A 25,066-nucleotide genomic window follows, 5' to 3' on the forward strand; every position below is an offset into this window, starting at 1 on the left:
TTGCAAAAAGAATCTTATATTTCGAGAAAAAGATGATTTTAGATTTTGATCCTCTTTGGTTGACATTAAAATTGGCTCTACTCACAACCTTCGTTTTGAGTATCATCACTATACCCATTGCTTACTGGTTTACGTTTTCTACATTTCGTTTTCGTTTTGTTTTCGAAACAATATTGAATTTACCTCTTGTTTTGCCACCAACTGTCCTTGGTTTTTATCTTCTCATTTTATTTAGTCCGAATCATTGGTTAGGCAGATGGATTGAGGATGTATTTCGTTTTCGAATGGCCTTTAGTTTTTTGGGAATTTTGGTTGGATCCGTTTTATTTAGTTTACCATTTATGTTACAAGCGTTCCAAGTTGGATTTTCATCGGTTTCTCGAATTTATATAGAAACTGCGATGGTTTTGGGAAAATCAAAGTGGACTATTTTGTTTAAGGTAATTCTTCCTAATTGTAAACCCGCAATCCTTGTGGGTATGATCTTAACATTTGCCCACACCATTGGCGAATTTGGTGTGGTTCTTCTCATTGGTGGAAGTATTCCAGGTAAAACAAAAGTAGCATCCATTGCAATCTTTGAAGAAGTAGAGGCAATGAATTATCAATCTGCTCATATCTATTCTGCAATTTTGGTAGCAATATCAATGTTTGTTCTATTGGTAATTTTTCGATATAAGAGAAGTTTAACAATGGCGTTGGCTTCAAAAAAATAATGCTTCGAGTTTAGAATGATCAAAGTAAATATCCAAAAGAAGTTTTCTTCAAGAGATCAGAAAACGATTGAACTTAAGTTTCAATGTGAGATTCCATTACACCAATCAAACTCTTTTTTTGGTCCTTCCGGTGCAGGTAAAACCACGTTTCTAAAAATGTTAACTGGATTAGTGAAGCCAGATCTAGGCTCTATTGTTGTCGATGGACAGGTTTGGTTTGATTCTGAAAAAAATATAAACTTACCAATTGTTTCTAGGTCAATTGGATATCTATTTCAAGAATCTTCCTTATTTCCTAATATGAATGTTCGGGAAAATTTGGAATTTGCGTTTCAAAAGGGAAAAGAAGATAAGAATTTCTTACAGAGCTTAATGACAACTGCCGAAATAGATAATCTTCTAAATCACAAAGTGGAAGGACTGTCAGGTGGTCAAAAACAGAGAGTAGCACTTGTCAGGTCGCTTATCCAGAAACCTAAATTCCTTTTTTTAGATGAACCCTTTTCTTCTTTAGACCAAAGGATTCGAACCCAACTTGTTTCACTTGTTGAATCTTTACAAAAGCAATATCAAATGACAGCCATCCTGATTAGTCATGAAATTCCAGAGGTCATCAAACTTACTAAAAAAGTTTATATGTTATCCAATGGGGAAATTGTTTCTAGTGGTGATCCTATCGATATTTTCCGTCAAAAACAAAGCGACTTATTGGAAGCGGAAGTGATTGGCAGGACATCGAAAGATGAAGTGGCAATTTGGTATCCCAATCCTTTTGTTGTTTTAAAAAGAAATAAGAAAGATCCTATATTGAAGATCAATGAATTTTGCCTTACACAAATAAAAATCAAAAATGATGGTGAATGAATTTTATTTCTTCAAAATCAATTCGAATTCATATAAAACTCAAGTAACTCATTTCAAAACCCCCTGAACAGGGGGTATAATAAACTAAAATATTTATTTCCAAACTTATGAATTGAAACAAAGTCATCAGAATTCTTTGCAATCGTTATCTATTTTCGAAGAGCAATAGTAATTTAAACTGAGGATTTCATGATTCCAATTCCTGAACTTTCGACAAATCCCTCTACAATCGAATATTTTTGGTACAAACTTCCATGGGCGATACCGAACTTTTTTACGACCTTTGTCGGATTGACACTCACTTCACTTGGGATACTTGCCCTCAAAAGATCCGAGAATCGCAAACTTTTGTTCAGTTTCATTTGTTTTTCCTTTTCGTTTGCTTCACTTGGTTTTGTTTTATCATTGCGTACGTTAATCCAAGACCAACCTACATTGTTATTTTGGAATCGCATTGGCTATTTTGGAGTAGTTTTATTATCTCCAGCTGCTGCCTTTCTAACATACTATTTAACCAAACAATCGTATCGATATTTAATCATATCCGGTTTTTTGGCTATGTCGACTCTTGCGTTTGGATATTACGGACTTTTCACTCATTATGATTTTACGGGTGGTTGGTTTATTTATTCTTTTGGCAAATATCCAATTGCGGAACTTCCTTTGAAAATTTGGGGGGTTGTTTTATTCATTAATTATATATTTGTTTACACTCCTACCTCCATTCATTATTGGCGGAAGAATCGAGTAGACTTTGAATCAAAGAAGATTATGTTCTTAGGTCTTCATATATGTAGTTTTTTTTTGATTACCAATTTATTAAGTTTAGTTGGATATCCAGTATTCCCGCTGAGTAGTTTTGCATTTCTTCCATTATCAATTCTTGGATATGGAATTTTTCGATCAGATTTTTTAAATCTAAATGATTTGTTATTCAAACAAAGGGGATTGTTTTACTTTTTATCGGGATTTATCACAACGATTTTAATTATAATCGCATATTTAGTTTCTTTTTATCTTCATCCAAGTGAACAGATAACTGCATACAATCGACCTTATTTTTTGATTCCACTTCTCTCTAGCGTTGTGGTATTTGCTTTGGCCATTTATATCGCAGGAAGTAATCCTGATATTAAATTGAATATGTTGGCTTCCATATCATTTTTTTTGGCCGGTGCTTTTACTATTGTAATGGTTACTTTTAAATTTGATTTGCCATTCATTGTTCATAGAAGGTTGGAACAATTTTTTTATACATTATTTGTATTTACTCCAGGGATCCATTTGCGTTTTTGTTATGCGTTATTCGGTCAAAAGTCTCCGAAACTGATACGACTATTAGATTTTGGATCTTTGCTTTTAGCTTTTCTCGTTTGGACTCCTTATTTTTTTGGAGGATTCTATGAATACTCCTTCGGTCGGATGTCTGCAGGTAGTTTTGGACTCAATGCCTTTGGATTTCTTGGTATGATTGGAATGACATTTTTTTTAAAAGAATGGATTCAGATTTGGAAAGAAACACATAATCAAATGGCAAATCTCATTGTAATTTCTTTGTTTTTCGGAGACTTCCTTATTTTCCTCAATTTACCTGCTACAATGGGAATTCCTCTGTATTCATTTGGTGAATTACAATTTATCCCGGCACTTTTGATTTCTATTTTTATCATCAAACTGGGTGCCATACCTACTTCAGGACAAGCCACTTTGATTGGAAATCGAGTTTCGTTGATGATTCTATTTTTTGTCCCTGTTTCGATGTCCTTTTATGTTTTAAATTTAAATGACATTTTTCCTTTGGATGTTGCAGTTTATCATGCGTTATTTGTAGCATCTCCGATTGCCTTAGCTTTTTACCTTGTATCATTTGTATTTTTACGTTCTACCGCAGTAAAGTTAGATCAAACAATGCTTGCACTGGCCAAAGAAAAAGTGAAAGCAGATAATGCGCTTATCCAATCAGAAGAAGCCAAAAAAGAAATTGAAGCCATCAATCACTTTACTAGTTTAATCAATTCTGAAACTGAATTGCCCAAAATTATAACTGCGATTGCAAAATACGTGAATCAAAAATATGGAATTTTGGGTGCTTGGTTATTTCTATTAGATGAAAACCAAAAGGCAATTAAGAGTGTACACGCTGAGGCGTTTTTTGATGCCACTGATGAACAAAGAGCATTTGTCAATGATTTACGGATTCCTATGAATGAATCGGGAGGGGTGGCTTATTTAGTGTGGAAACGGAAAAAAAGTATGTTACTGCCTCAAATCAAACGATTTGAATTTGAAATTGATAAACAAATCAGCGATGGAGTAAGAGCCACTTCCTTTTTGCATGTTCCTTTGGTCTTAAAAAATGAAACCATAGGAATTATCATGTTCTCTAATTTTCTAGGGCGGTTGGACTTAACAAAGTCACAAGCCAGATCCATTGAGCATCTTTGTGCGCAAGTTGCAGGTGTCATTCAAAGGGTTCACCTTTTAAAACAAACGGAAAAACAAAAAAAAGATATCCTGGCATTGAATGGGTTTATCAAAGATATCAATGAAAAAATGGATATACATCTGATCATGAAAAAAATTCATAATTATGTAAAAACAAATTTTGGGATTATGTATTATTCATTGTTAGTTGCTGATGGAGAAAAAAAATACCTGCGGTTTTTGGAGATGGAGGTGCCTGAATATGTTACGGAATTTCAGAAAAAAAGAATCTATGAAATGAGGTTACCTTTGAAGGGCGAAGCAGGGGGACACCAGATTGCCCTTCGTAAGAAAAAGCCGATTTATATCCCCAATGTATCGGAAAAAATGGAAAGATTACTCTCCGAAGAAGATAAATGGGTAATTAACGTTTGTAATATCACATCATTTCTTTTTATCCCAATGATTTTGAATGGAGAAGTAGTAGGACTACTCGATTTATCAAATTCAAACAAGGCAATGGAATTAACGGATGAAGATATTTCAAAACTCTCTATCTTAGGAGAACAATTGGCGGGTATTATATATGGTTCTGCTTTATTTCAAGAATTGGAAATTTCTAGAAATATTGCCGAGGAAGAGAGACGGAAAAATGAAAAACTTTTGCTCAATATTTTGCCTGTTGACATTGCTGAGGAGTTGAAGGAAAAAGGTGCCACAGAACCAATCTTATACGAAAATGTGAGTGTTATGTTTACTGACTTTAAAGGGTTCACTCAAATCGCAGAAGTTTTATCACCGCAAGAACTGATTCGTGATTTGGATGCTTGTTTTGTTCAGTTTGATAAAATTACAGAAAGATATAAATTAGAGAAATTGAAAACAATTGGTGATAGTTATATGTGTGCAGGTGGAATTCCAAAACGAAACCAAACACATGCAATAGATTCAGTTCTTGCAGCTTTGGAAATCCAGGCCTTTATGAATTTAATGAAACAAATCAAAGCTGACCAAGGGTTGCCATTTTGGGAACTAAGATTAGGGATTCATTCCGGTCCATTAGTGGCAGGTGTCATTGGAGAAAAAAAATTCGCCTATGATGTTTGGGGGGATACTGTGAACACTGCGTCTAGGATGGAATCTTCGGGAACTCCAGGAAAAATCAATGTTAGTGGCGAAACCTATGATATGATTAAAGATGTTTTTGAATGCGAATACAGAGGAAAAATTAATGCCAAAAACAAAGGAGAAGTTGAAATGTTCTACGTTCTGGGATTAAAAACAGAATTTTCCTTATCTGAAGACAAACGGACTCCCAATGAAAATTTTTGGAAGTATTACGAAACAGTAGCAGGAACGAGAGAGCATGTCGCATAAAATGGAAAGTAGTGCCGATTCCAAAACAATCAGAATTGGAATTTTGGAAAATGACGATTTCTTTTTGGAAGAACTAAAAAATCGAATTTCTGAATTGGACAATGTATCGGAGATTCTCTCATGGAAAACTGGAGAGATGCTTTTGCGTGATCCACAACATAAAAATATCGATATTTTGTTTTTAGATATCATGTTGCCTGGCATTAACGGAATTGAAGTAGTTAAGATATTATCAGAAAAAAACGAAAACATAAAAGTAATTATGTTAACCAATATGAATTCTGATGAGATGATTTTTAATTCGATTAAAAATGGAGCACTTGGGTATCTATTAAAGTCGGAATTAGGGCAAATAAAAAACATTGTTGATGTTTTGTTAGGTGGAGGTGCTTATATTACACCAACCATTGCACTAAGGGTGTTTTCTAGTTTTAGGCGTTCTATCGATAAACCAAAAGTATATTTAACAGATCGGGAAAAACAAATTCTTGAATTATTAGTCAAAGGGAAAACAATTCCTTTACTATCAAAGTTTTTGGACTTAAGTGAACATACTGTGCAGGGTTATGTAAAATCGATTTATCGAAAATTACAGGTGCATAATCGATCAGAATTAGCACTCAAAGTGCAAGAATATTCTATTTTATAATGAAATGTATTGGAAAGATTTTTTTATTTCTGATTATAACAACGATTCCGATAAATTGTTACCAAAAATTAAATGAAAAATTTCAAGATGATGTTTATATAGATTTATCTGATACAAATTGGGAAAATTCGCTTCCAATCAATGTATCATCTGCTTGGGAGTTTTATTGGAACCAGTTATTGGATCCAACGTTTTTTCTAGCGAATCATCCGTTAGGTGATGCGCCCATAGTAGAATTCCGACCTTGGACGAATCTAACTTTTTCCGATCGGAAGTTCCCGGCAAAAGGTTATGCTACCTATCATAAAAAAATAAAGGTTCAAAAGAGTTTTAAAGTAAAACAGTTCTCTATTCATTTTATGCATCTGTTTTCTTCTTCTAAGGTTTACATCAATGGTGAACTGATTCAAGAAAAAGGAAAAGTTTCTTCGCAGTTTTCTGAAATTATACCCGATAGGACAAATTCAACGATTGAGTTTTTAACAAATCAATTGGAATTAGATATTGTAATACAAATTGCCAATCATGATTTTTATCAGGGTGGTCCAAGAGGAGAGTTTTTAATTGCATCTCCTTCACAAATGTATTTGTATAAAAGTAAGAATCTAATAGTAGATATTTTTATATTTGGTCTTATTTTTGGATCTGCCTTATATCATTTGTCGTTTTATTTTATAAATCGTAACCAACGTGCCTTCTTGTATTTTTCAATTGTTTGTATTACTTTTTTAATCCGAATTCCTTTTTTGAATAGTAAATCACATGGTTATTTTATTCAGATGAGGAGCTTTGAATTCCAGTCTATCTGGTTACATTACGTAAATATTCTTACCTTTGTCTTTTCTATTTTATTTTTGAGTGAGTTGTTTAAGTCGAAACAATACAAATACATAGAAAATTTCTTTTATGTCGGGGCAATTCTTGCTTTGTTTACTCCTATAGTTCCCAAAGCATTTCAATACTATCTAAATTTTGTTTATCTCGTTGTTTATTTGATAATGTTTTTGACGTTTTCTTTTTTTCTTCTTTATAAACATAAAAAGGAAGCTCAAGGATTGTATTCGATGGCGATCGCTTTATTTTCACTTGCCTTATTTTGTATTTTGGCAATATCCGTAAACTATTACGGAATCCAAGGTGGTTTATACTTAATGATTGGATATTTGTTCTATGTGATTTTTCAAACGGTGTCTTTGAGTAAATTTTTTGCTTATGCAACTGAATCTAGAGCAAATATAGAAATGGCCTTACACGAAGAATCGTTGCACGCATTGTCAAAACAAAGGGCTGAAATGCAATTGATGGTTCACGATCAATTAGGCGCAAATTTGACGGATTTAAAAGTTTATTTGGAAAGAAAATTGGCCAGTTTGAATGAATCAGTAAAGTATACTTTTGATTTGGATCATATCTATAATCGGGTTGTCTCAATCATTCAGTCTCTGCGGAATCAATTACTTTATATCGAAGACCAGAATTTAATTTTTGAAAACTTTGTCACAGGTTTGCATTTAACATTGTTAAGAAGGTATTCGGATGTGGGAAGAGAGTTTGAGTTTTTAGCTTCAAATGATTTTTTAAATTATTTCAACGAAATAAAAATCATAGGTAAAAACCAAAGTTATTTTTTGAATATATTTTATATGCTGTATGAAGTTTGTACGAATGATATCAAATACGGTAGAGGAGAATCTGTTTGGAGGTTGGATTATGTGAACAGTTCTTTTTATATAAATCAAAGAAATTTATTGAACTTTCCAATTGAAAAGCAAAAGAGTAATCTAGAGTTAAAAAGCATCAAACAACGATTGGCGCAATTAAATGGGACATTGGAGGTTCAAATTTTAGATGAAAGTTACCAGTTAAAAATTCAATTTCCTGCTTAATCATTTTTTCAATTAAAACTTTTCGTTTATTATTTGTGTTCTGTTGATTCCCATCCGCCATACCCTCCATCAAAACGGAAGACATTAATTTCACGCGATTGCAAAAGATTCATTGCATTTACAGATAACAAACAAAGTGGTCCTCGGCAATATACGATCACCTCTTTTGTTTTAGGAAATTTGTGTGTGGAAAGATCGTTATATGGGACATTGATTGCATCAGGGATATGTCCTTTTTTATACTCTTCTTTCGATCGTACATCAATGAGGAGAGCTCCCCCTTTTTTAATTTTCTTTTGAAGTTCCGAGAAGCTGATATTATTTTTTATGTTAAGTATACTTCCTCTGGTTGGGCTTTGTCCCTCGGCAATACTAAACAGAGCGAACTTTTCTAAAGCAAAGAATAAATCTTTCATTGGTCCTAGTTCCCAACGGTAAAGAATTCTTTTTCCGTCCCTGCGAGTGGTGACCATATTCGCTTTTTTTAAAGCCTGGAGGTGTTGTGAGGTATTCGCAACAGGAATACCGGATTCTTCGGACAAAATCTCTACTGATTTTTCACCGTTAGAGAGCAGTTGGAGTAAAATCAGACGTGATTCGTTCCCGAGCATACTCGCTACTTCACTCATACGCGGTATGGTTTCCATACTTCTCATATACAATCTCACTAAAAAAGAAAATTCCGTTTTTCGGCAAGAAATTTTGTAAAGAATTTAAAAAACTATAGACATTCTATCATTCAATAAAACTATTGAATGATAGAATGAATGTTGGAGGATATTATGGATTTCCTTTTATTAAATTATGGGAAGATCGTTCTTATTGGAATAGGGGCTACGGCAACTATGGACATTTGGAGGTTTCTTTTACAAAAAACTGCCGGGGTGAGTTCACTTGATCTTGGGCTTTTGGGACGTTGGGTTGGCAATCTGTTTCGAGGGAAAATTTTTCACACTTCAATTGGAAAGGCGGAGGTGATACAAAATGAAACCAAACTTGGCTGGGCCTCTCATTATGCCATAGGGATTTTCTTTTCCTTTCTTTTGCCAATCCTTTGGGGAGAAGGTTGGTTAAAGAATCCGACGATTATGCCGGCAATTTTTGTGGGCGTTGGAACTGTTCTAGCTCCTTGGTTATTCATGCAACCCGCAATGGGGATTGGCATTGCTGCTTCCAAAACACCCAAACCTTACCAAGTGCGACTCAGAAATATTGCCATTCATACGGTCTATGGGTTTGGACTTTATGGGTCGGCACTACTAACGAACGTTTGGTTTCAATAAAATTAGGATACGGATATTTTTATGAAATATATTATAGTAACTGCTATCATTGTTCTCTTGGGATTTTTTTCCGTGGGAATTCCCATTGCTACTCTTCCTGGTTTTATCAAAGGAACCTTAGGTTTGAGTGATGTTTGGCTTGGCATTATACTGGGAACCCAGTCACTTGTTACCTTACTGAGTCGGCATCATTCCGGTTCTTTATCTGATTTAAAAGGACCAAAAGTAGCGGTCCTTCGCGGAATATTTTTTGCTGTGATCTCTGGAATTGTCAGCTTGGGTGTTGTATACTTTCAAGGAACTTTGGGACTTGTAATTCTCCTTATTGGAAGAATTATTTTGGGATATTCCGAGAGTTTACTCATCACGGGTGCTCTCTCTTGGGGTGTTGGTTTGGTTGGACCATCTAACGCTGGTCTTGTGATGGCATGGAGCGGAATGGCCATGTATGCTGCGATGGCAATCTCTGCTCCTCTAGGGTTTTTTATGGTCCATCAATTTGGAATTCAAGGAGGAGTGGTTCTAGCAATTCTATTTCCTATCTTTGCAGGAATTATTTCTTTTTTTATTCCTATGGTTCCACCTGCAAGCCAAGTGAGGATTCCATTTTATCAAGTGGTTCCCAAAGTATGGAAACATGGACTTGGTCTTTTTTTCGCAGCCGTATGTTTTGCAGGGATTGCCGGTTTTAGTACATTACTTTTCAAAGAAAGAGGATGGGAAAATGCTCATTGGGTGATGGTCATTTTTGGAACTGCATATGTTTTGGCTCGTATCTTCTTTGCGCAAACGGTGGATAAATATGGTGGTAAAAAAATTGCTATGATATTCTCTGCTGTTGCGATTCTAGGACAAGGTTTGTTATGGCAGGCGAATCACTCTTCCTTGGCTTTTTTAGGTGCTGCACTCACTGGATTTGGTTACTCACTTGTGTTCCCTGCCTTTGGTGTGGAAGCAGTTAAAAATATGGAGCCAAAATTTCGCGGAGTTGCACTTGGAGCTTACGTTGCTTTTTTTGATCTCGCATTGGGTGTGACGGGACCTTTAGCAGGTTTTGTGGCAAATCAATTTGGTTATGCAGCAGTGTATGCATTTGGAATGATCACTTGTATCGTTTCATTTCTCATTGCTTTGAACTTAAAAGAAATAAAAAAAACAAACGAAACTTAATAATATTGAATCGCCTTAGTCAAAAGTAAAATTCTTTGATTTGCTTTTTTTGACTAAGGTTTGAATTTTTTTCGAAACTCGGAAGGTGTTAGATTTGTTAAATCTTTAAATGCTCGGATAAAAGCATTTTTGGAATTGAATCCAACATCAAAACCAACCCGAAGGATGGGTGTATCGGATTCTACCAGAACTTTTTTTGCATATTCAATTCTCTTTTGTCTGATGATTTCGATTAAACTTTGACCAAAGTATCGATTGCATACTTGCGATGTTATGTGAGAAGAAAGCCCAAGGATTTCTGAAATTTTGGGAAGAGTTAAATCTCCTTCTAAAATCAATTCTTTTTCATTAAGTAAATCTTCTAAATGTTTTCCTAATTCATTTAATTTTTGATCCGATAGATAAGACTTTTGGTATTTGTTTTGGTTGGAACGTAAAATTTGGTGGTTATCTTTTCCTTTTTGGTCAAGATAAATTCTGTGCCAAGCAAATCCAAGAACCCAAACCGAAAAACCAATGTTAGATATAGTTTCGGAAATTTGGCCGGGGAAAAAAACACAAAACAATATACAAAGCAATAACCAAAAGACCAAAATCAAAATATAACGAGAAAAAAGTTTTTCTTCTCTGAGAAAATCATCGGAAAATTCTCCAAAGACCAATCGAAACCGGTTGTATGTTCGCAAAAAAACAATCAGAGAAAAAAATAAAGTCATCATTTGGAACAAGTTTGACTCACTCAATATTTGATTTTGAGGATTGTTTCGGAGAGATAGAATTTTGTTTTCTCCACTCAAAAGAAAAAATGGAATATGAATTAAAAAAAATGAAACTGGCACCAATAGAAACAGTCCGAACCAAATTCGATTTTCTTTGGGAATTCCAAAATATCTTGTTACAGCAAAAGAAAAAAAAGGAGATGTACAAAATCCAAATAGATATCCTAGTTTGATCAGATGCGGAAATTCAAATAAGTTGCCTGAAAAATAAATCAGGTTACAAATCATGATGAGGGAAAGGAAAAAGAAAAAATAACCTAAGTCACGACTGAACTTCCTTCCTGTATTTGCTTCGCGATAGAAGTAAAGGCCAAGAAAAACAGACTGTATAAAACCTGCGCTGAGTAAGATGGTTCCAATCATTCGTGAGATTATTCCTAAACTGTCAGATGATCCAAAGATTGAAATTAGTTTTTTTATAAAAGATGGGTCTCATCCGATGGGGTGGGACGACATGACATTTGATTTGAGCTACACTGATTTCAGAAAAGGAAAAAAATGAAATTAGATCTTTGGCTCATTTTATTCATTATCGTTTTGATACAGAATCCAATTTTCGGAAATACTAGGTTTTCAAAAGAAGAATACAGTGCTAATTTTTTTCGTGCCCCTTCCATTGGAGGAGAATATAGAAAAGATCAGTTCTCTATTCATGGAGGTTATTATGTTACCAATTTTGATCCGGGAATCACAACTGAGTTTTATAAAGTTGGGTTTGGATATTGGTTTTTCCCAACCAAGTTAAATGCATCTGTAGAATATCCTTCATCGTTTTATACATATTTATCCTATGGGAAAGGACTGAATTTAGAATATAAAAACAAAGATACGATTATGTATGAATTGGGTTATCGATTTATGTTGTGGCAGGGTTTAAGTTTTCGGTTTGGTATCATTTTACTTGCAGCAAATGGTGCAGCTTCAGAACTCAATCCAACGCCGGGAATTAGTTATTCTATATTTTTTTAAAGAGGAAAGTATGCAAAATCAATCAATCAAAAAGAATCGTTATATTGGAATGATATTTATTATGATTCCCTTTCTCATTCAAATACCCTATACGATGTTAATCGTAGATTTTCAATATCCTGATATACTACGGCTACCATCGGAAACAATATTAACAGAATTTCAGAAAGGTGGTTCTTCCCTTGTATGGACTTGGTGGTTTTTTGGGATTTCTGGTCTTCCCCTTCTCTTTGGATACCTTCATTTGTATCAAATTACACAAAAAAATAATCCTCTTTTATCTTTAGCCGCTGTTATGTTTGGTATTGTTTCTTTGTTTTTCCAACTGATCGGACTACTTAGATGGGTTTTTGTTGTACCTATACTTGCCAATTTGTATTCTGATCCACTTAGTTCTGATATAATAAAAGAAGCGGTTCTAGTCAATTTCCAAACCATTCATCATTTGTTTGGAGTTTTGATTGGTGAACATTTAGGCCAACTCTTTACCATTTTTTGGATGGGGATGGTTTCATTTATGATTTGGAAAGATCAGGTTTTTCCTAAGTGGATTGCTATTTTTGGAATGTTTTCTTCCTTGGTTTATATTTTAGCGCAATGGGAATTATTTGCCATAGTGATCCCAGAAGTAAAAGAAATTCCTCTGGCTGGTCTTTTAGGGAGTTTGTGTTGGTTACTTTGGATGGTTTCTTTGGGAATACAAATCATCAGGGGAAAAAATGAAAACTAACAAAGAGTTTTTAAAAATATATTCCGAGTGCATCCTCTTATCGGAGATAACCTAATGAAAAAAATTGAATTGGCCTTGCTATTTAAATGGAACTATATTTATTAGGTAACAGATTCAAAGTATATACGTTTTTTTAACCTCTAAGTAGCCCTCACTTTTTTGCATTCTGATCTCCTTTAAAGTTTTCCCCTGCATTTTCGTTGTGTTTTTACCTAATTTCCATTTTGGAAAGTCGTTTCTAATTCATTAAAATTTAAGAGTCAAAATCAAAATTTGAGGAAATCAAATGTCAGTTAATATATATGTAGGCAACCTTTCTTACGAAATGACCGAGAACAAGCTTAATGAGCTTTTTTCAGTACACGGAGCAGTATCTTCTGCAAAAATCATTACAGACCAGTATACTGGTGGATCAAAAGGTTTCGGTTTTATCGAAATGAAAGAACGTAAAGAAGCTGATAACGCTATCAATGATTTAAACGGAAAAAATATTCTAAACCGTGAAATGAAAGTGAATATTGCAAAACCTAAAACCAACAATTGGAATTAAGTTTTATATAACTTTATTTTTTGGATTTCAGTTCTTAGTCAAATAAACTAAGGACTGAAATTTTTGTAATCTTGCACAATTAAGTTTCCTTAATGACAGGAATGGCTTATGGGTAGGCTGTATTTATTGGAAAGATAACACTCTACAATTTCCCTATCACTTGTGGAAAGTGCTTGGTCGTAATAGATCAAATCTCCCATAAAACCATCTAAATAATCACCATCAAATGGATGTGTTCCTGTATAATAAAACCTGCCAATATCAAGGTTTCCACCTCCGCAATTGTAGGTAGGAGGTCCCGAACTAGTAGAACTCACGACACCACCAGCATTATATATATTCCCAGATGTCCCATTGTATTCAAGAGAGAGGAGGGTGATTGTATTGGCTGTATAAAAAGATAAATCTGTAATTAACCTAGGAGTATTCATTACCTGATCAAACAAACTTACCAGTTTTCCTCCCCCTCCATCCGGTAAATACAGTAACTTACCTGCTAAATAGGCACCATTTTGAAAAAGTCCGTCGCTTCCACCTCCACCTAAATCGTTGAATACTGCAAAAATAGTATTAGCGGCGGTGTTTAATTCAAGAACACAAGCTCTCGATAAAAATGTTCCTGCCGTATTTGAATAACGTAAACTTTTTGATCCATTGATGCCAGTAGCACTAAAAATTGGCTGTTGGGACCCTGTTCCTTGGCTCACGTGAAAGCCATTCCCGCTGCGGTCGTCTACAATCCCAATACAATTGGATCCGCCACTGCAAGCTCCCGGTCCAAAGGAAGCAGCTTCCGGCATGAGTAAAAATTTCAAACTACTACTAGCAGGTGTTTGGTTCCAGGTGCTAACTTGTGTGGGATAAGCACCGGAGAGCGTACGGATTTCGGATAAAGAAAGAACTCGGTTATAAATCCGAATTTCATCAAGGACACCTGAAAATTGGCCAGCGCCATCGAGACGTCTTCCTACTTCTAGACTTGGACCGGCTACTGTAGACCAAGTCGGCATGGATGCTGCAACACGTAAAACACCATTCTCATAAACTTCAACATTTGGGGAATTATAGGTCCCGCAGAGATGCATCCATTGGTTTCGAAAACCTTCGTGACCGATTGTGACATCATCGGCTACACCAAACATACCTGTGACGGTATCCGTAACCACAAGCCCATTCCCTTGCGAAGTTGTAAAGGTTCCATATCCCACAATGTATTCCCCAATAGTACTTGTTTTATTAAACCATCCACAAATGGTTCTTGGGTCAGTCGCCATTGGCAATCCAGTGGGACTTAATTTTTGCATAAAGGAGGCACCGTTAAAGAGGTAAGCACTATTTGGGTTGCCACTGCGATCGGAGGTGGGTGTAGCTCCAGTGACTGATAAATCATTTTTTTCTGTGCCATAGTCTTTTGTATTCCCGTTGAACGGATAATAGGTGACAAGTCCTGCAGGAATTTGCACAGCCAACCTTCGTATGGACTCATCATCGATAGCCCCTTTAAAAAAACGAACATCAGAAACTTTCCCTTTGTAATAAAAACCATTCCCTGCATCGCCTACCTTGAATGTTCCAGAAGGAAGATTCGGATTAGTCGTAAATACCAAAGGATCTTGTAATCCATTGATGTAGATTCTCCAGTTTGGATAGGAACGTTGGAGTACCACATGTGACCATTGGTTGAGCGGTAACTTCATGGTTGTATTTCCACTTGGCCCAACTGCACCTAGGGACACTGATAGAGTTCTTGAGGAGCCGGAGCCTACAAAATTGAGTCCAAATCCATCTGTACCACCTTGCCCATTGTAAAAGATAAACTGAGAACCGGTTCCCCCAGCCGGAAAAACCCAGGCAGAAATGGTGAGGTTATCAGAAATCTGAGGGGTAATGATATCTGTGGTGGATTGAATGAATTCACCACCTCCATGAAGTTCGTATGCTCCATTCACAAGAGCATTTTCATCGGTTGTTTGAGTGGGGGATCCTGCAATTGTACCATGGTTCGTTCCAATGGAGTCGTTTGTGTTTCCATCGAAAGTATAACGCAAAATTTCAGATGGTTCTATTCTTCTGAGAGAATGATTTCCTGTATCTGCAATGTAAATATTCTGACCATCTGACAATAGATAACCGGGAAAATTCAAAAGACCATTTCCACCTGTGTTGTCGGAATATCCGGAACCACTTCCAACAAGTGTCGTGACTTTATTGGTTGTTAGGTTTAAATGTCTGATTTTATGTCCAGACCATTCTGAGATAAATAAATTGGTCCCATCCGTTGTGAGTCCGTGAGGATCATTGAACTGGGCCAAAGTCCCAATTCCATCTGTGGAAGCTTGCACTCCATCTCCCGCAATGGTATCTACTGGGTTGGTTCCTGCGAGGGCTATCCTACGGACTTTATGTCCACCACCAACACCAATGTCAGTGACATAGAGATAACTGCCGAGTCCAACCACAGCGATTGGTGACACAAAACGAGCATTAGTTCCTACTGGGTCGTTGGCAAAACTGCAAAGGGTTGGTCCACCTGCAAGTGTACTCACCGTAGTAGTTGTGGGATTAATGACTCGAATCGTACAATTCCCTCGATCCACAACATAAAGGTTTCCGTTAAAAAGTGAAATCCAAGAAGGATTGTTGAAGGATGCAAGAATTCCAGATGTGTTATCGGCTGCAGCAGCATTCCCAGATCCAGCAAAAGTGGAAACAACGGAGGTTGCTAAGTTTACCTTACGAATTCTTCTTCCACTTGATTCTAAAACGAATAAATTATTCCCATCATTCGTAAGACCTGCGATCCCATTGAATTCTGCGGCAGTACCTACACCATCTCTACAGTTAGTTGTGACTGTACCCGGACAAACTGTACCACCCCCGGAATTTCCTCCGGCTAAGATGGTTGTTGTTCCGTTGGATTTGTCAATCTTTCGAATGACTGCATTGGCCGAATCAGCTAAGTAAACAAAATTACTATCCGCTGTGATCATATTGGGTCCATTAAAACGAGCAAGACTAGCTGTGGCACTGGCAACAGCACCTCCTGTGATGGCTCCTCCTCCACCCGCATTGATTGGAAAAGAACCTGCTATTGTTTTTACAAAGGTCTTTCTTCCAATTAAGTTGGTTCCGAGATCAGTACCTGCTGTGGGATGGATGTTTCCGCCTACGACATATCCATTTACACATGTGATGAAAATAGTAACATTAGCAGCTGCCATTGTTCCAACAGTAAGTGAGGGATCATCAAACGAACAGATTGTTCCAGCAGGCCATCCAGTCATGGTGACCGCATAATTGGATCCAGTAGAAATGAGAGTTGTAAATTTTGTTAGACCGTTTGTGGCTATGTTTAAAGTTTCTGCTCCGTTGTTTTGTACGGTAATGGTGCCGCTGAGTCCTGAAACATTTACACCTACTTCATAAAAGTTTGCACCGACTCCACATGTGATACTAACGTTTGTTATGTTGCTGCTTTGGACCACACCCTGGGCATTGGCAATGGAACAAGTGAGCCCGGCCCCATTGGTAACAAAGTTCACATTGTAATTTTGGCCTGAACTGAGTTTTGTCGGAAATGTAAAATTTCCATCAGTGGCTACTGTAACTGATTCTTGGTTGTTTGTTAAGGTTACCGATGTTCCCGGAAGGAGACCTGAAACTGCTCCACCGATGCTATGTCCCGTAAATTGCGGGCCTGTGAAAAACCGAAGGAAGGCTAGAAATTCTAGAGGTTCTCTGACAAGTGAAGGCAAACCACAGGAAGAGAGGAAAAAAAATACCAGTGGTAGTGTCAATCTCTTCATTAGGGAAACCCGTCGCTTTATGGAACTATGGAATGATTGGTATATTTATCAAGATATTTCGGTATTTGTGAATCAGTAGAGGAAGAATATTTATGATGCTTCTAAGGTTACTGTTCTGTTTTCTTTTGGAAATTCTAAAAGAAATTTACTTCCTTTTCCTTCCTCTGAATGGACTTGGATGCTCCCTCCATGAAGGCGCATTAATTCAAAACAAAGTTTAAGCCCAATTCCAAATCCTTTTTCTCCCATTGTACCAAGAGAAGTCATGGGTTTTGAAAACAAATCTTTTTGTCGTTCGATTGGAATGCCTTTGCCATTGTCTTCAATACATATCTCTGTGAACATTTGATTTTGACTCGTGCTAACTTTGATCCATCCATTCGGATGACTAAATTTAATGGCATTCGCTATCAAATTACGAAGAATTTCAAGGAGAAGGGATGTGTCTGCATAAACAATAGTTGTTTCGGGAACTGATAATTCTAACTGTAAAGATTTCTTTTTTAATTCAAAAGAAAAAGAATCGGCTAAAGGTTTTATGATCTCAGACAATTGATTTTCAGATAAATGTAAGTGGATTTGACCTTGGTCCAATTTAAACCTGTTTAAATTCAGAAGATGTTCTACGGTCGCCATAGCATTTTCTAAAATAACAAACACTTGTTTTGATATATGGGTTTTTTCTTCTTCGGTTGAATTTTTATCTGTAACGATAGTTAAGGCTGAGTAAACAGTACTTAGCGGTGACCTAAGGTCATGCGCCACAAGAGAGATCAATTTATCTTTCCATTGGTTGGCTTCTTCTGCAACTTGTTTTGCTTCTTTATATTCTTGGGTTCTTAGAACAACAGTCTTTTCCAAAGACTCATTGAGTGATGCTAATTCTTTTCCCAATGTTTCATTTTTAATAAATGATTTCGTAAAGTAGGAAGCTAAAACCAATGATTGGAGCAGGACTGTCGACAAGTAGGAATATTCAAGAATCAAAAAATAGTTAAAAATTCCATAGAGATATAGTGTGTCGTTGATGGCACTTAAAAACAATAAAACTTGGATGAGAAGAAACGGTATGGCCATTTCTTTTTTCTGAAAAACTGCATAAATGATACAAACTATGGAATAAAACAAACCAAAAATCGTAAGGAATAATCCATAAAATGTAGTCTTTGAACCTAATTCTGAAGGTGTGAGTAAAACAAAAAGATATAAAGTCGTACAAGATATGACAAAGAACTGAGTGATGGATTTTGAAAAATTATCGGGGAATCGTTTGGTTAAAAATAAAAGGTAAAATGGCATTGCTAAATAGAATATCAAAGAAAGAGCAAATGCTATTCTGTAAGGGACCTCTGGAAATATAAAATAGAGAGAATCTCCGTTTAAAGAAATGGAATGAAGTGCTATCACCAAACTATATAAACCAAAATAAAGCACTAAAGATCTCTCTCTTCGAAATAAAAAAACGACAAAATGATAAAATGCCATAAATAACAAAGCTCCTGTTAAAAGAGAGTCTCTGATGGCTTCGTGAAACATTTGTTTGTTGGTATTTTGGTAAAGTCCTAATGTGGGAGGATACCAGAATGCTCCATCGTCATGGAAAAAATTAGAAACATGGACAAGTATTTCTGTTTCTGGACTTGGATGGGAAAGTATGAGAGTTCCTGAACTGCGAGTGGGGGACATGGTTTCTTGCGAGGTTCCAACTTTTCCCAATTCTAATTCTAATTTCCCATTGATGTAGACGGACATGGCTGCCCCGCCTGTTTGGAAAAACCGTAATGCATAAATGTTTTCTTTTGATACTTCAGGGAATAAAACTTTTATTTGGTAAGTGGAATAACCTGTCCCTTTGTATTTTTCTTTCCAACGTTCTCCTATCAGTTGGAGTTTTTTTGTGTTTGGTGAGGCTTGTTTGATTGGTTCTTTGTAATTTTGTGTATCGGATGTTAGGTTGCTTGGCGAGATGAGTTTTTCCCAATCAAATTTCCATTCTCCAGAAAGAGGAATGGGCTTTTGGAAATCCCAATGCCTAAGGTCTATTTCACCTTGGACGGCCACCGGATTCTCTGTATTTTGTGAATGAGGTGTGCAAGCAGAAAGGAAACACAGCCCAATCAAAAGTATCTTTTTCATTATCAAAAAACCGAAGTTCGGATTTTACCCACCACTGCCATCGTGAAAACAGGGAAGATACTGTCACAGGTTATTTTGATTTTCCAAATGATTGGTTTGTTGTGTCACCACCTCAATTTTTATAAGTGTAAACACTAGTTTGTTTCTTTTTTTGTATCCTAACTAAAACTTAATTTTAGTTTTTATTTGGTTTGCTGTTACATTTGCAGTTTTCTTTTTGAAATCAATTGAGTTGATGGAGTCGTATTCGATGGGGATGACAATATGCCCTTTTTTGTTGATGGCTCCATACTTTCCTCCGACAATTCGGCTATGTTCCCCATCTGATTTTGATTCGCAAAAATTACAGACAATGGAAATTCCGTTCTCAAAAGGGAAAACAAAATCATAGGCAGCTGGAATTTGTTTTTTACATTGAGGATTGAAAAATCCAAACTTTTTGTTTTCCACAAATCTTGCGAGTTTTTCAGAGTATTCATCTGGACCATTATCATAAGGAAATACTTCCAAAAGAATTTTGTTTTGGGTATTGATGCAAAGCCATCGGTTTTCACTGACGACAAATCCTACCAATTCTTTGGTGAAATCCATTGCATGTTGGTATTGTGGTTTGATGATTACCTTACCGGATTTATTTTGATAGCCATAAAGTCCATTTTCTTCAAAGGCAACGGGGCGATTGGGTTGTGCCAAGAGCGGAACCACAAATAGGAAAAGAATAAAAGTTTTTTTCATAAGACCTACAAATATCAATTTTTTAATTTTTCTAATCATCTACAGGTTGGATTTTTTTATCGTTTCCATACGCAATGAATGCAAACAATCAGCGTAAAAAAAAGACAATTCAAAATGATTCTAAAAAAATAGAACCACATCCGAATCCAAAGGTCTTGTTAGAATGGTAAAAATACATTTGATGTCAAGTTCTTTGGATTCATTCTAAAATTTTATACCAGAAACTGGTTATACTGAACAGCATTATATAATTACAATATGAATGATAATGTATATAGGATATATTTATACCAAAATGAGTTAACTGTTTTCGTTTTGATTTGTAAATTTGTAGTTGGGATTTTTAAGGAACCTGCATCTTATAAACAATCAGGTAGGAATAAAATGGAACAAGTGGTTCACGATGATGAAAAAATGAAATTTTGGATGTCTCTTGTTGATCGGATTTTTTGGAATACAAAACCAACAAAAGTATATGATAAGAGTGATGATGGCCTTTACCACTGGTTCCCTGATGGAGTTTTAAATACTTCCTATTTGGCTTTGGATTTTCATGTTGAAGCAGGTAAAGGGGAAGAGACAGCCATTATATATGATTCACCTGTAACCAAAACAAAATCCAAATTATCCTATCGTAAACTTTTGGAATCTGTTGAGAAAATGGCATTCACTTTGGATTCGTTAGGTGTGAAGAAAGGAGATACGGTTGTAATATATATGCCGATGATTCCGGAAGCACTTGTTTCTATGTTGGCTTGTGCAAGGATTGGAGCTGTCCACTCTGTTGTATTTGGAGGGTTTGCACCTCATGAATTAGCTGTTAGGTTAGATGATTGTCGCCCTAAAATTGTAATCACAGCTTCTTATGGAGTTGAAATTTCAAAAATAATTCCATATAAGCCATTGTTAGATGAGGCGATGCACCTTTCTTCTCATAAACCAGATTATGTGATTCTAAAATCAAGACCAAACTTAGAAGTAATCATGCATACCGGAAGAGATTTTGATTGGGATGAATTGATGGAGACAGCTGGCAAAAAAAAGGCAGTAAACGTTTCTTCAGGAGACCCACTTTATATCCTTTATACATCTGGGACAACAGGAAAACCAAAAGGTGTAGTAAGGGATAACGGAGGTCATGCGATTGCTATGCATTACTCCATGGAAGTTATTTATGATATGAAACCTGGAGAAGTTTTTTTTGCTGCTTCTGATGTAGGTTGGGTTGTCGGACATTCTTATATTGTTTACGCACCGCTCATTTATGGCTGTACCACTGTATTGTACGAAGGAAAACCAGTCCGAACACCAGATGCAGGAGCTTTTTACCGAATCATAGAGGAATATAAAGTGAAAACGTTGTTTTGTGCACCGACTGCCTTTCGGGCCATTCGAAAAGAGGATCCAGATGGTAAGGAACTTTCTAAATACAATATTAGTTCATTAAAATATTTGTTTTTAGCAGGAGAAAGGACAGACCCAGTGACATACGATTGGGCTTGCGAACTTTTAAAAGTTCCAGTTGTTGACCATTGGTGGCAAACGGAAACGGGTTGGGCCATTGCTGCCAATATGATGGGAGCTTCTCCTCTTCCAACAAAGGCTGGTTCGGCGACAAAACCTGTTACAGGTTTTGATGTCCGTATTTTGGATGAAGAAGGCCATGAACTTAACCATGGTGAAAAAGGAAATATTGTGATCAAACTACCTTTGCCACCTGGATGTTTGCCAACACTTTGGAATGATCATACCAATTTTGAATCTTCTTATTTATCTCATTACCCAGGCTATTATCTAACAGGAGATGGCGGATATTTTGATGAAGATGGATATCTTTTTATTCTTGGGCGAATCGATGATGTGATCAATGTGGCAGGTCATAGACTTTCTACGGGAGAGATGGAGGAAATTGTAGCAGAAAATTCTTCCATCGCAGAATCGGCTGTGATTGGCATTGCTGATGAAATCAAAGGGCAAGTTCCGTTGGCCATTGTTGTGTGTAAGGATGGAATTTCAATCGACCAAAAATCGATTGAATTTGATATCACACATCGAATCCGAGAAAAAATTGGAGCAATTGCATCTTTAAAGGCGGTTGTCTTTGTAAAAAGACTACCAAAAACTCGTTCTGGAAAAATTCTACGTAAAACAATGCGTAAGATGATCGATGGAGAAACATATTCTGTTCCATCCACCATTGATGATCCTTCTATTTTGGATGAAGTGATGGATGTTGTTCGGATAAAATTTCCTAGAACAAGTAATTGATTTAAATAAATCAACCATCGTTTCATCAAACAAAAAAATCACGGTAGTGTATATTTGAATCTTGATGAAACAAAATTAATATTTGGTATTTCTCAGTTTCGTGGAAACCAGGAACAAATTATCCAACACATTCTTTCTGGACAGGATGCGTTGGTACTTATGCCAACAGGAATGGGCAAGTCTTTATGTTATCAAATTCCGGCAATCACTCTGCCAGGAATTTGTATAGTTATTTCTCCATTGATCGCTTTGATGAAGGATCAAGTAGCCGCATTACAAAGAAAAGGTGTATCGGCCGAATATATCAACTCTAGTTTAGGAAAAGCAGAGCGAATAGAGCGGTACGCAAAACTTAAATCAGGTGATTATAAAATTTTATACGTTTCTCCGGAACGTTTTCAGAAAAAAGAATTTTTGGATGCACTGAGTGGTCTTGCGGTTTCCTTATTAGCCATTGATGAAGCGCATTGTATTAGCCAATGGGGTCATGACTTTCGGCCTGATTATACAAAGATATCTTGGTTTCGAGAAATCTTAGGTTATCCAGTAACAGTGGCATTGACTGCTACTGCTTCTAAACATGTCCAAGAGGACATTGTTTCTCAATTGGGGATCATAAAAGAAAAAATAAAAATTTTTGACGATGGATTGTTTCGTCCTAATTTGAAATTATCTGTGGTAGATTGTTTTGATTCAGAGGCAAAATATAAAGTTATTTTAGAAGATTTAAACCATACAAATGGAGCAACGATCATTTATTTTAGCCTTATCCAAGAGTTAGAAAAATTTAGTCACTGGCTTGATACAAAGCAGAAACGACATTTCGTTTATCATGGTAAACTTTCTCCAACACAAAGAAATAAAATACAATCTTCTTTTCTCAAATCGGATGAGGGAATTCTTCTGGCAACAAATGCATTTGGGATGGGAATTGATAAACCTAATATTCGTAATGTCTACCATGCGCAGATTCCGGGGAGTATCGAATCTTATTATCAAGAAATAGGGCGTGCCGGTAGAGATGGTGATCCTTCTGATTGTAAACTCTATTACCAACAAGAAGACCTAACTGTTCAAATGGAATTTATTGAATGGCAAAATCCTGACCGAACGTATCTAAAGAAACTATTTGGAACTTTGTTACAAAAACAAAATGAATTATCTGGTTTAGATTATGAAACCTTACAAAGTTATATGAGTTTTAAAAATAAAGGAGACCACCGAGTCCAAACAGCTTTGAGTTTGCTCGCGAGTAAAGGGTTGATTTCTGGGGAGTTGGAGAAAGGGACATTGCAGATTGAGTCTGAATGGTCTGAATCTTTTTTTTCTGAATCTGAATTACTTGAGAAAAAGAAAAATTCCCAGAAAAAACTTTATCAAACTCTATTATATACTAAAACGACTGATTGCAGACGGAAGTTCATTCATGAATATTTTGATTCATCATATTTCGGTTGTGGAAATTGTGATTTGTGTTTAACGAATTAATTGTTAAAATTACTGACTATTTTTTTAAAATTTAATTCTTTGCTCCATCGTAAAAGAATTTCAAGTTTTGTTTTTTTCTTAATATAAATCGTCTTATATTTTAGGGGAGTTTCTTACCGAACTCTTTTTAATTTCTGGTTTTCCATTAATTTGATTTTTTTATATATCTTTTGCTATGAATGAAAGGCATTTCTAAAGTTAAGAAAAAATGTGGAGACTTGCATCTTTATTCTGTTGAGCTGACTATTACATGATGAAGCAAAAAGTATACTTGAATATTGGTGAAGCCTATTTCACTTCAGGTATGTATGAAATTCGTACTATTTTAGGTTCTTGTGTGTCCGTATGTTTATTTCATGAAAAAACAAAACATAGCGCCATCAATCATATTCTTTTACCAGGAAGTGTAGATAAATTAGAAGAAAAACAGAGTTTAAGATATGGAATTACTTCCATGGAATTATTGATTAATGAATTTGTGAAACTAAATATCCCTAGAAATGCATTGAAAGCAAAGATATTCGGTGGGTCTCAAACTTCGGTATTATCAACTAGTAACGCTGGTCCAAAGAACATAATGTTTGTTAAAGATTTTTTACAGACTGAAAGAATCGCAGTCATCAGTGAAGACACTGGTGGTGAGTTGTATCGGAAGTTAGTTTTTCATACCGATAATTATGATGTTTTTATTACAAAACTACAATCAAATGCATCTAGCGAAATTTTAACGCAAGAACGACACTTTGAAACAAAAGTGCGAGAGAGAATGGTTAAAAAAACATCTGTATTTACATTCTGAGTCCCTCGCCCATTTGTTTAGAATGGGTGTTTGGTCGAAAAATCTTTACGTTCTTTTAGCCGGTAATTTGTTTTAATACTTCAATTAAATCTTCATCATCGAATGGTTTTACAATCCATGCTTTCACTCCTGCATCCTTTCCGGCTTTGCGGAGGTGATCACTCGATTCAGTTGATACGATTAGAATGTTTGCCCCGGTACCTTTTGGATGAGCCAAAAATTCACGAGACAGCTCTATTCCATTTTTACCTGGCATATTCACATCAAATACGCATCCGTCAAAAGGGCCATTGAGCTCTAAACTTTTCATTGCTTGATCTGCATTTTCTGCCTTAAAGATTTCATAACCTTCATCTGCAAGGACCATCTCCATAAGTTTCAATGCAGTAGGTGCATCATCGCATAGTAATATTTTTTTTGACATTTTTTTTTAACTC

Annotated in this window: 19 protein-coding genes; 13 read left to right on the top strand and 6 right to left on the bottom strand. The window is 35.9% G+C overall.

Annotation, left to right across the window (positions count from 1 at the left end; all coding sequences use genetic code 11):
- Positions 1-32 precede the first annotated feature (32 nt).
- The 5 genes from modB to EHR01_RS10790 all read left to right on the top strand — a co-directional run bounded on the left by modB (position 33) and on the right by EHR01_RS10790 (position 7,916).
- Positions 33-716: a molybdate ABC transporter permease subunit gene (modB, locus tag EHR01_RS10770; RefSeq protein WP_135694792.1), complete on the top strand. Its 684-nt coding sequence runs from the start codon at positions 33-35 to the stop codon at positions 714-716.
- Positions 717-731: 15 nt separating this feature from the next.
- Entirely contained in the window at positions 732-1,580 is an 849-nt protein-coding gene (locus EHR01_RS10775) for an ATP-binding cassette domain-containing protein (RefSeq protein ID WP_135694793.1), read from the top strand.
- A gap of 189 nt (positions 1,581-1,769) precedes the next feature.
- A complete protein-coding gene (locus EHR01_RS10780) occupies positions 1,770-5,381 on the top strand; it encodes an adenylate/guanylate cyclase domain-containing protein (protein WP_135694794.1) in 3,612 nt (1,203 codons plus the stop codon).
- Between the two features lies 1 nt (position 5,382).
- Complete coding sequence (locus EHR01_RS10785; protein WP_244310077.1) at positions 5,383-6,030, top strand: response regulator transcription factor; 648 nt, start codon at positions 5,383-5,385, stop codon at positions 6,028-6,030.
- A complete protein-coding gene (locus tag EHR01_RS10790; protein ID WP_135694796.1) occupies positions 6,030-7,916 on the top strand; it encodes a 7TM-DISM domain-containing protein in 1,887 nt (628 codons plus the stop codon). The genes EHR01_RS10785 and EHR01_RS10790 overlap by 1 nt, the downstream gene beginning before the upstream one ends.
- 29 nt (positions 7,917-7,945) lie before the next feature.
- Here EHR01_RS10790 and EHR01_RS10795 read toward each other — a convergent pair whose 3' ends face one another.
- Complete coding sequence (locus EHR01_RS10795) at positions 7,946-8,563, bottom strand: ArsR/SmtB family transcription factor (protein WP_244310078.1); 618 nt, start codon at positions 8,561-8,563, stop codon at positions 7,946-7,948.
- A gap of 135 nt (positions 8,564-8,698) precedes the next feature.
- On the opposite strand from EHR01_RS10795, the gene EHR01_RS10800 reads away from it, so the two are divergent.
- Positions 8,699-9,199, top strand: coding sequence for a DUF2938 domain-containing protein (locus EHR01_RS10800; protein WP_135694797.1), 501 nt, complete (start codon positions 8,699-8,701; stop codon positions 9,197-9,199).
- Positions 9,200-9,220: 21 nt separating this feature from the next.
- Positions 9,221-10,369, top strand: coding sequence for an MFS transporter (locus EHR01_RS10805; protein WP_135694798.1), 1,149 nt, complete (start codon positions 9,221-9,223; stop codon positions 10,367-10,369).
- A 53-nt stretch (positions 10,370-10,422) separates the two neighbouring features.
- Here EHR01_RS10805 and EHR01_RS10810 read toward each other — a convergent pair whose 3' ends face one another.
- Complete coding sequence (locus EHR01_RS10810; RefSeq protein ID WP_135694799.1) at positions 10,423-11,511, bottom strand: helix-turn-helix domain-containing protein; 1,089 nt, start codon at positions 11,509-11,511, stop codon at positions 10,423-10,425.
- A gap of 135 nt (positions 11,512-11,646) precedes the next feature.
- On the opposite strand from EHR01_RS10810, the gene EHR01_RS10815 reads away from it, so the two are divergent.
- The 3 genes from EHR01_RS10815 (at position 11,647) to EHR01_RS10825 (ending at position 13,397) form a co-directional block, all read left to right on the top strand.
- Positions 11,647-12,117: a hypothetical protein gene (locus tag EHR01_RS10815; RefSeq protein WP_135694800.1), complete on the top strand. Its 471-nt coding sequence runs from the start codon at positions 11,647-11,649 to the stop codon at positions 12,115-12,117.
- Positions 12,118-12,127: 10 nt separating this feature from the next.
- Entirely contained in the window at positions 12,128-12,847 is a 720-nt protein-coding gene (locus tag EHR01_RS10820; protein ID WP_135694801.1) for a DUF4386 domain-containing protein, read from the top strand.
- 286 nt (positions 12,848-13,133) lie between these two features.
- Entirely contained in the window at positions 13,134-13,397 is a 264-nt protein-coding gene (locus EHR01_RS10825) for an RNA recognition motif domain-containing protein (protein ID WP_135694802.1), read from the top strand.
- Between the two features lie 89 nt (positions 13,398-13,486).
- Here the strand turns inward: EHR01_RS10825 and EHR01_RS10830 are convergent, their stop codons facing one another.
- The 3 genes from EHR01_RS10830 to EHR01_RS10840 form a co-directional block, all read right to left on the bottom strand.
- Positions 13,487-17,203: a LamG-like jellyroll fold domain-containing protein gene (locus EHR01_RS10830; protein WP_135694803.1), complete on the bottom strand. Its 3,717-nt coding sequence runs from the start codon at positions 17,201-17,203 to the stop codon at positions 13,487-13,489.
- A gap of 90 nt (positions 17,204-17,293) precedes the next feature.
- Positions 17,294-19,339, bottom strand: coding sequence for a sensor histidine kinase (locus tag EHR01_RS10835; protein WP_135694804.1), 2,046 nt, complete (start codon positions 19,337-19,339; stop codon positions 17,294-17,296).
- A 162-nt stretch (positions 19,340-19,501) separates the two neighbouring features.
- Positions 19,502-20,074, bottom strand: coding sequence for a WG repeat-containing protein (locus tag EHR01_RS10840; protein ID WP_135694805.1), 573 nt, complete (start codon positions 20,072-20,074; stop codon positions 19,502-19,504).
- A 258-nt stretch (positions 20,075-20,332) separates the two neighbouring features.
- On the opposite strand from EHR01_RS10840, the gene EHR01_RS10845 reads away from it, so the two are divergent.
- The 3 genes from EHR01_RS10845 to EHR01_RS10855 all read left to right on the top strand — a co-directional run bounded on the left by EHR01_RS10845 (position 20,333) and on the right by EHR01_RS10855 (position 24,629).
- On the top strand, positions 20,333-22,342 hold the full coding sequence (locus tag EHR01_RS10845; protein ID WP_244310079.1) for an acetate--CoA ligase: 2,010 nt from the start codon (positions 20,333-20,335) through the stop codon (positions 22,340-22,342).
- Positions 22,343-22,396: 54 nt separating this feature from the next.
- Positions 22,397-23,830 (top strand): RecQ family ATP-dependent DNA helicase, encoded by a 1,434-nt coding sequence (locus EHR01_RS10850; protein WP_135694806.1) that lies wholly within the window; start codon positions 22,397-22,399, stop codon positions 23,828-23,830.
- Between the two features lie 250 nt (positions 23,831-24,080).
- Entirely contained in the window at positions 24,081-24,629 is a 549-nt protein-coding gene (locus tag EHR01_RS10855) for a chemotaxis protein CheD (protein WP_135694807.1), read from the top strand.
- A gap of 55 nt (positions 24,630-24,684) precedes the next feature.
- Here the strand turns inward: EHR01_RS10855 and EHR01_RS10860 are convergent, their stop codons facing one another.
- The gene (locus tag EHR01_RS10860; protein WP_135694808.1) at positions 24,685-25,053 is read right to left on the bottom strand and encodes a response regulator; all 369 of its coding nucleotides are present in this window, start codon (positions 25,051-25,053) and stop codon (positions 24,685-24,687) included.
- Between the last annotated feature and the right edge of the window lie 13 nt (positions 25,054-25,066).

Origin of the sequence: Leptospira mtsangambouensis, from assembly GCF_004770475.1 — a bacterium.
Lineage (GTDB): Bacteria > Spirochaetota > Leptospiria > Leptospirales > Leptospiraceae > Leptospira_A > Leptospira_A mtsangambouensis.

Excerpts from the sequence above, each read along its gene's own strand:
- EHR01_RS10800 (WP_135694797.1), top strand. The coding sequence starts at position 8,699 with ATGGATTTCCTTTTATTAAATTATGGGAAGATCGTTCTTATTGGAATA.
- EHR01_RS10775 (WP_135694793.1), top strand. The coding sequence starts at position 732 with ATGATCAAAGTAAATATCCAAAAGAAGTTTTCTTCAAGAGATCAGAAA.
- EHR01_RS10845 (WP_244310079.1), top strand. The coding sequence starts at position 20,333 with ATGAATGATAATGTATATAGGATATATTTATACCAAAATGAGTTAACT.
- EHR01_RS10825 (WP_135694802.1), top strand. The coding sequence starts at position 13,134 with ATGTCAGTTAATATATATGTAGGCAACCTTTCTTACGAAATGACCGAG.
- EHR01_RS10815 (WP_135694800.1), top strand. The coding sequence starts at position 11,647 with ATGAAATTAGATCTTTGGCTCATTTTATTCATTATCGTTTTGATACAG.
- EHR01_RS10810 (WP_135694799.1), bottom strand. The coding sequence starts at position 11,511 with ATGATTGGAACCATCTTACTCAGCGCAGGTTTTATACAGTCTGTTTTT.
- EHR01_RS10790 (WP_135694796.1), top strand. The coding sequence starts at position 6,030 with ATGAAATGTATTGGAAAGATTTTTTTATTTCTGATTATAACAACGATT.
- EHR01_RS10855 (WP_135694807.1), top strand. The coding sequence starts at position 24,081 with ATGATGAAGCAAAAAGTATACTTGAATATTGGTGAAGCCTATTTCACT.
- modB (WP_135694792.1), top strand. The coding sequence starts at position 33 with ATGATTTTAGATTTTGATCCTCTTTGGTTGACATTAAAATTGGCTCTA.
- EHR01_RS10830 (WP_135694803.1), bottom strand. The coding sequence starts at position 17,203 with ATGAAGAGATTGACACTACCACTGGTATTTTTTTTCCTCTCTTCCTGT.
- EHR01_RS10805 (WP_135694798.1), top strand. The coding sequence starts at position 9,221 with ATGAAATATATTATAGTAACTGCTATCATTGTTCTCTTGGGATTTTTT.
- EHR01_RS10785 (WP_244310077.1), top strand. The coding sequence starts at position 5,383 with ATGGAAAGTAGTGCCGATTCCAAAACAATCAGAATTGGAATTTTGGAA.
- EHR01_RS10795 (WP_244310078.1), bottom strand. The coding sequence starts at position 8,563 with ATGGAAACCATACCGCGTATGAGTGAAGTAGCGAGTATGCTCGGGAAC.
- EHR01_RS10835 (WP_135694804.1), bottom strand. The coding sequence starts at position 19,339 with ATGAAAAAGATACTTTTGATTGGGCTGTGTTTCCTTTCTGCTTGCACA.
- EHR01_RS10860 (WP_135694808.1), bottom strand. The coding sequence starts at position 25,053 with ATGTCAAAAAAAATATTACTATGCGATGATGCACCTACTGCATTGAAA.
- EHR01_RS10780 (WP_135694794.1), top strand. The coding sequence starts at position 1,770 with ATGATTCCAATTCCTGAACTTTCGACAAATCCCTCTACAATCGAATAT.
- EHR01_RS10840 (WP_135694805.1), bottom strand. The coding sequence starts at position 20,074 with ATGAAAAAAACTTTTATTCTTTTCCTATTTGTGGTTCCGCTCTTGGCA.
- EHR01_RS10820 (WP_135694801.1), top strand. The coding sequence starts at position 12,128 with ATGCAAAATCAATCAATCAAAAAGAATCGTTATATTGGAATGATATTT.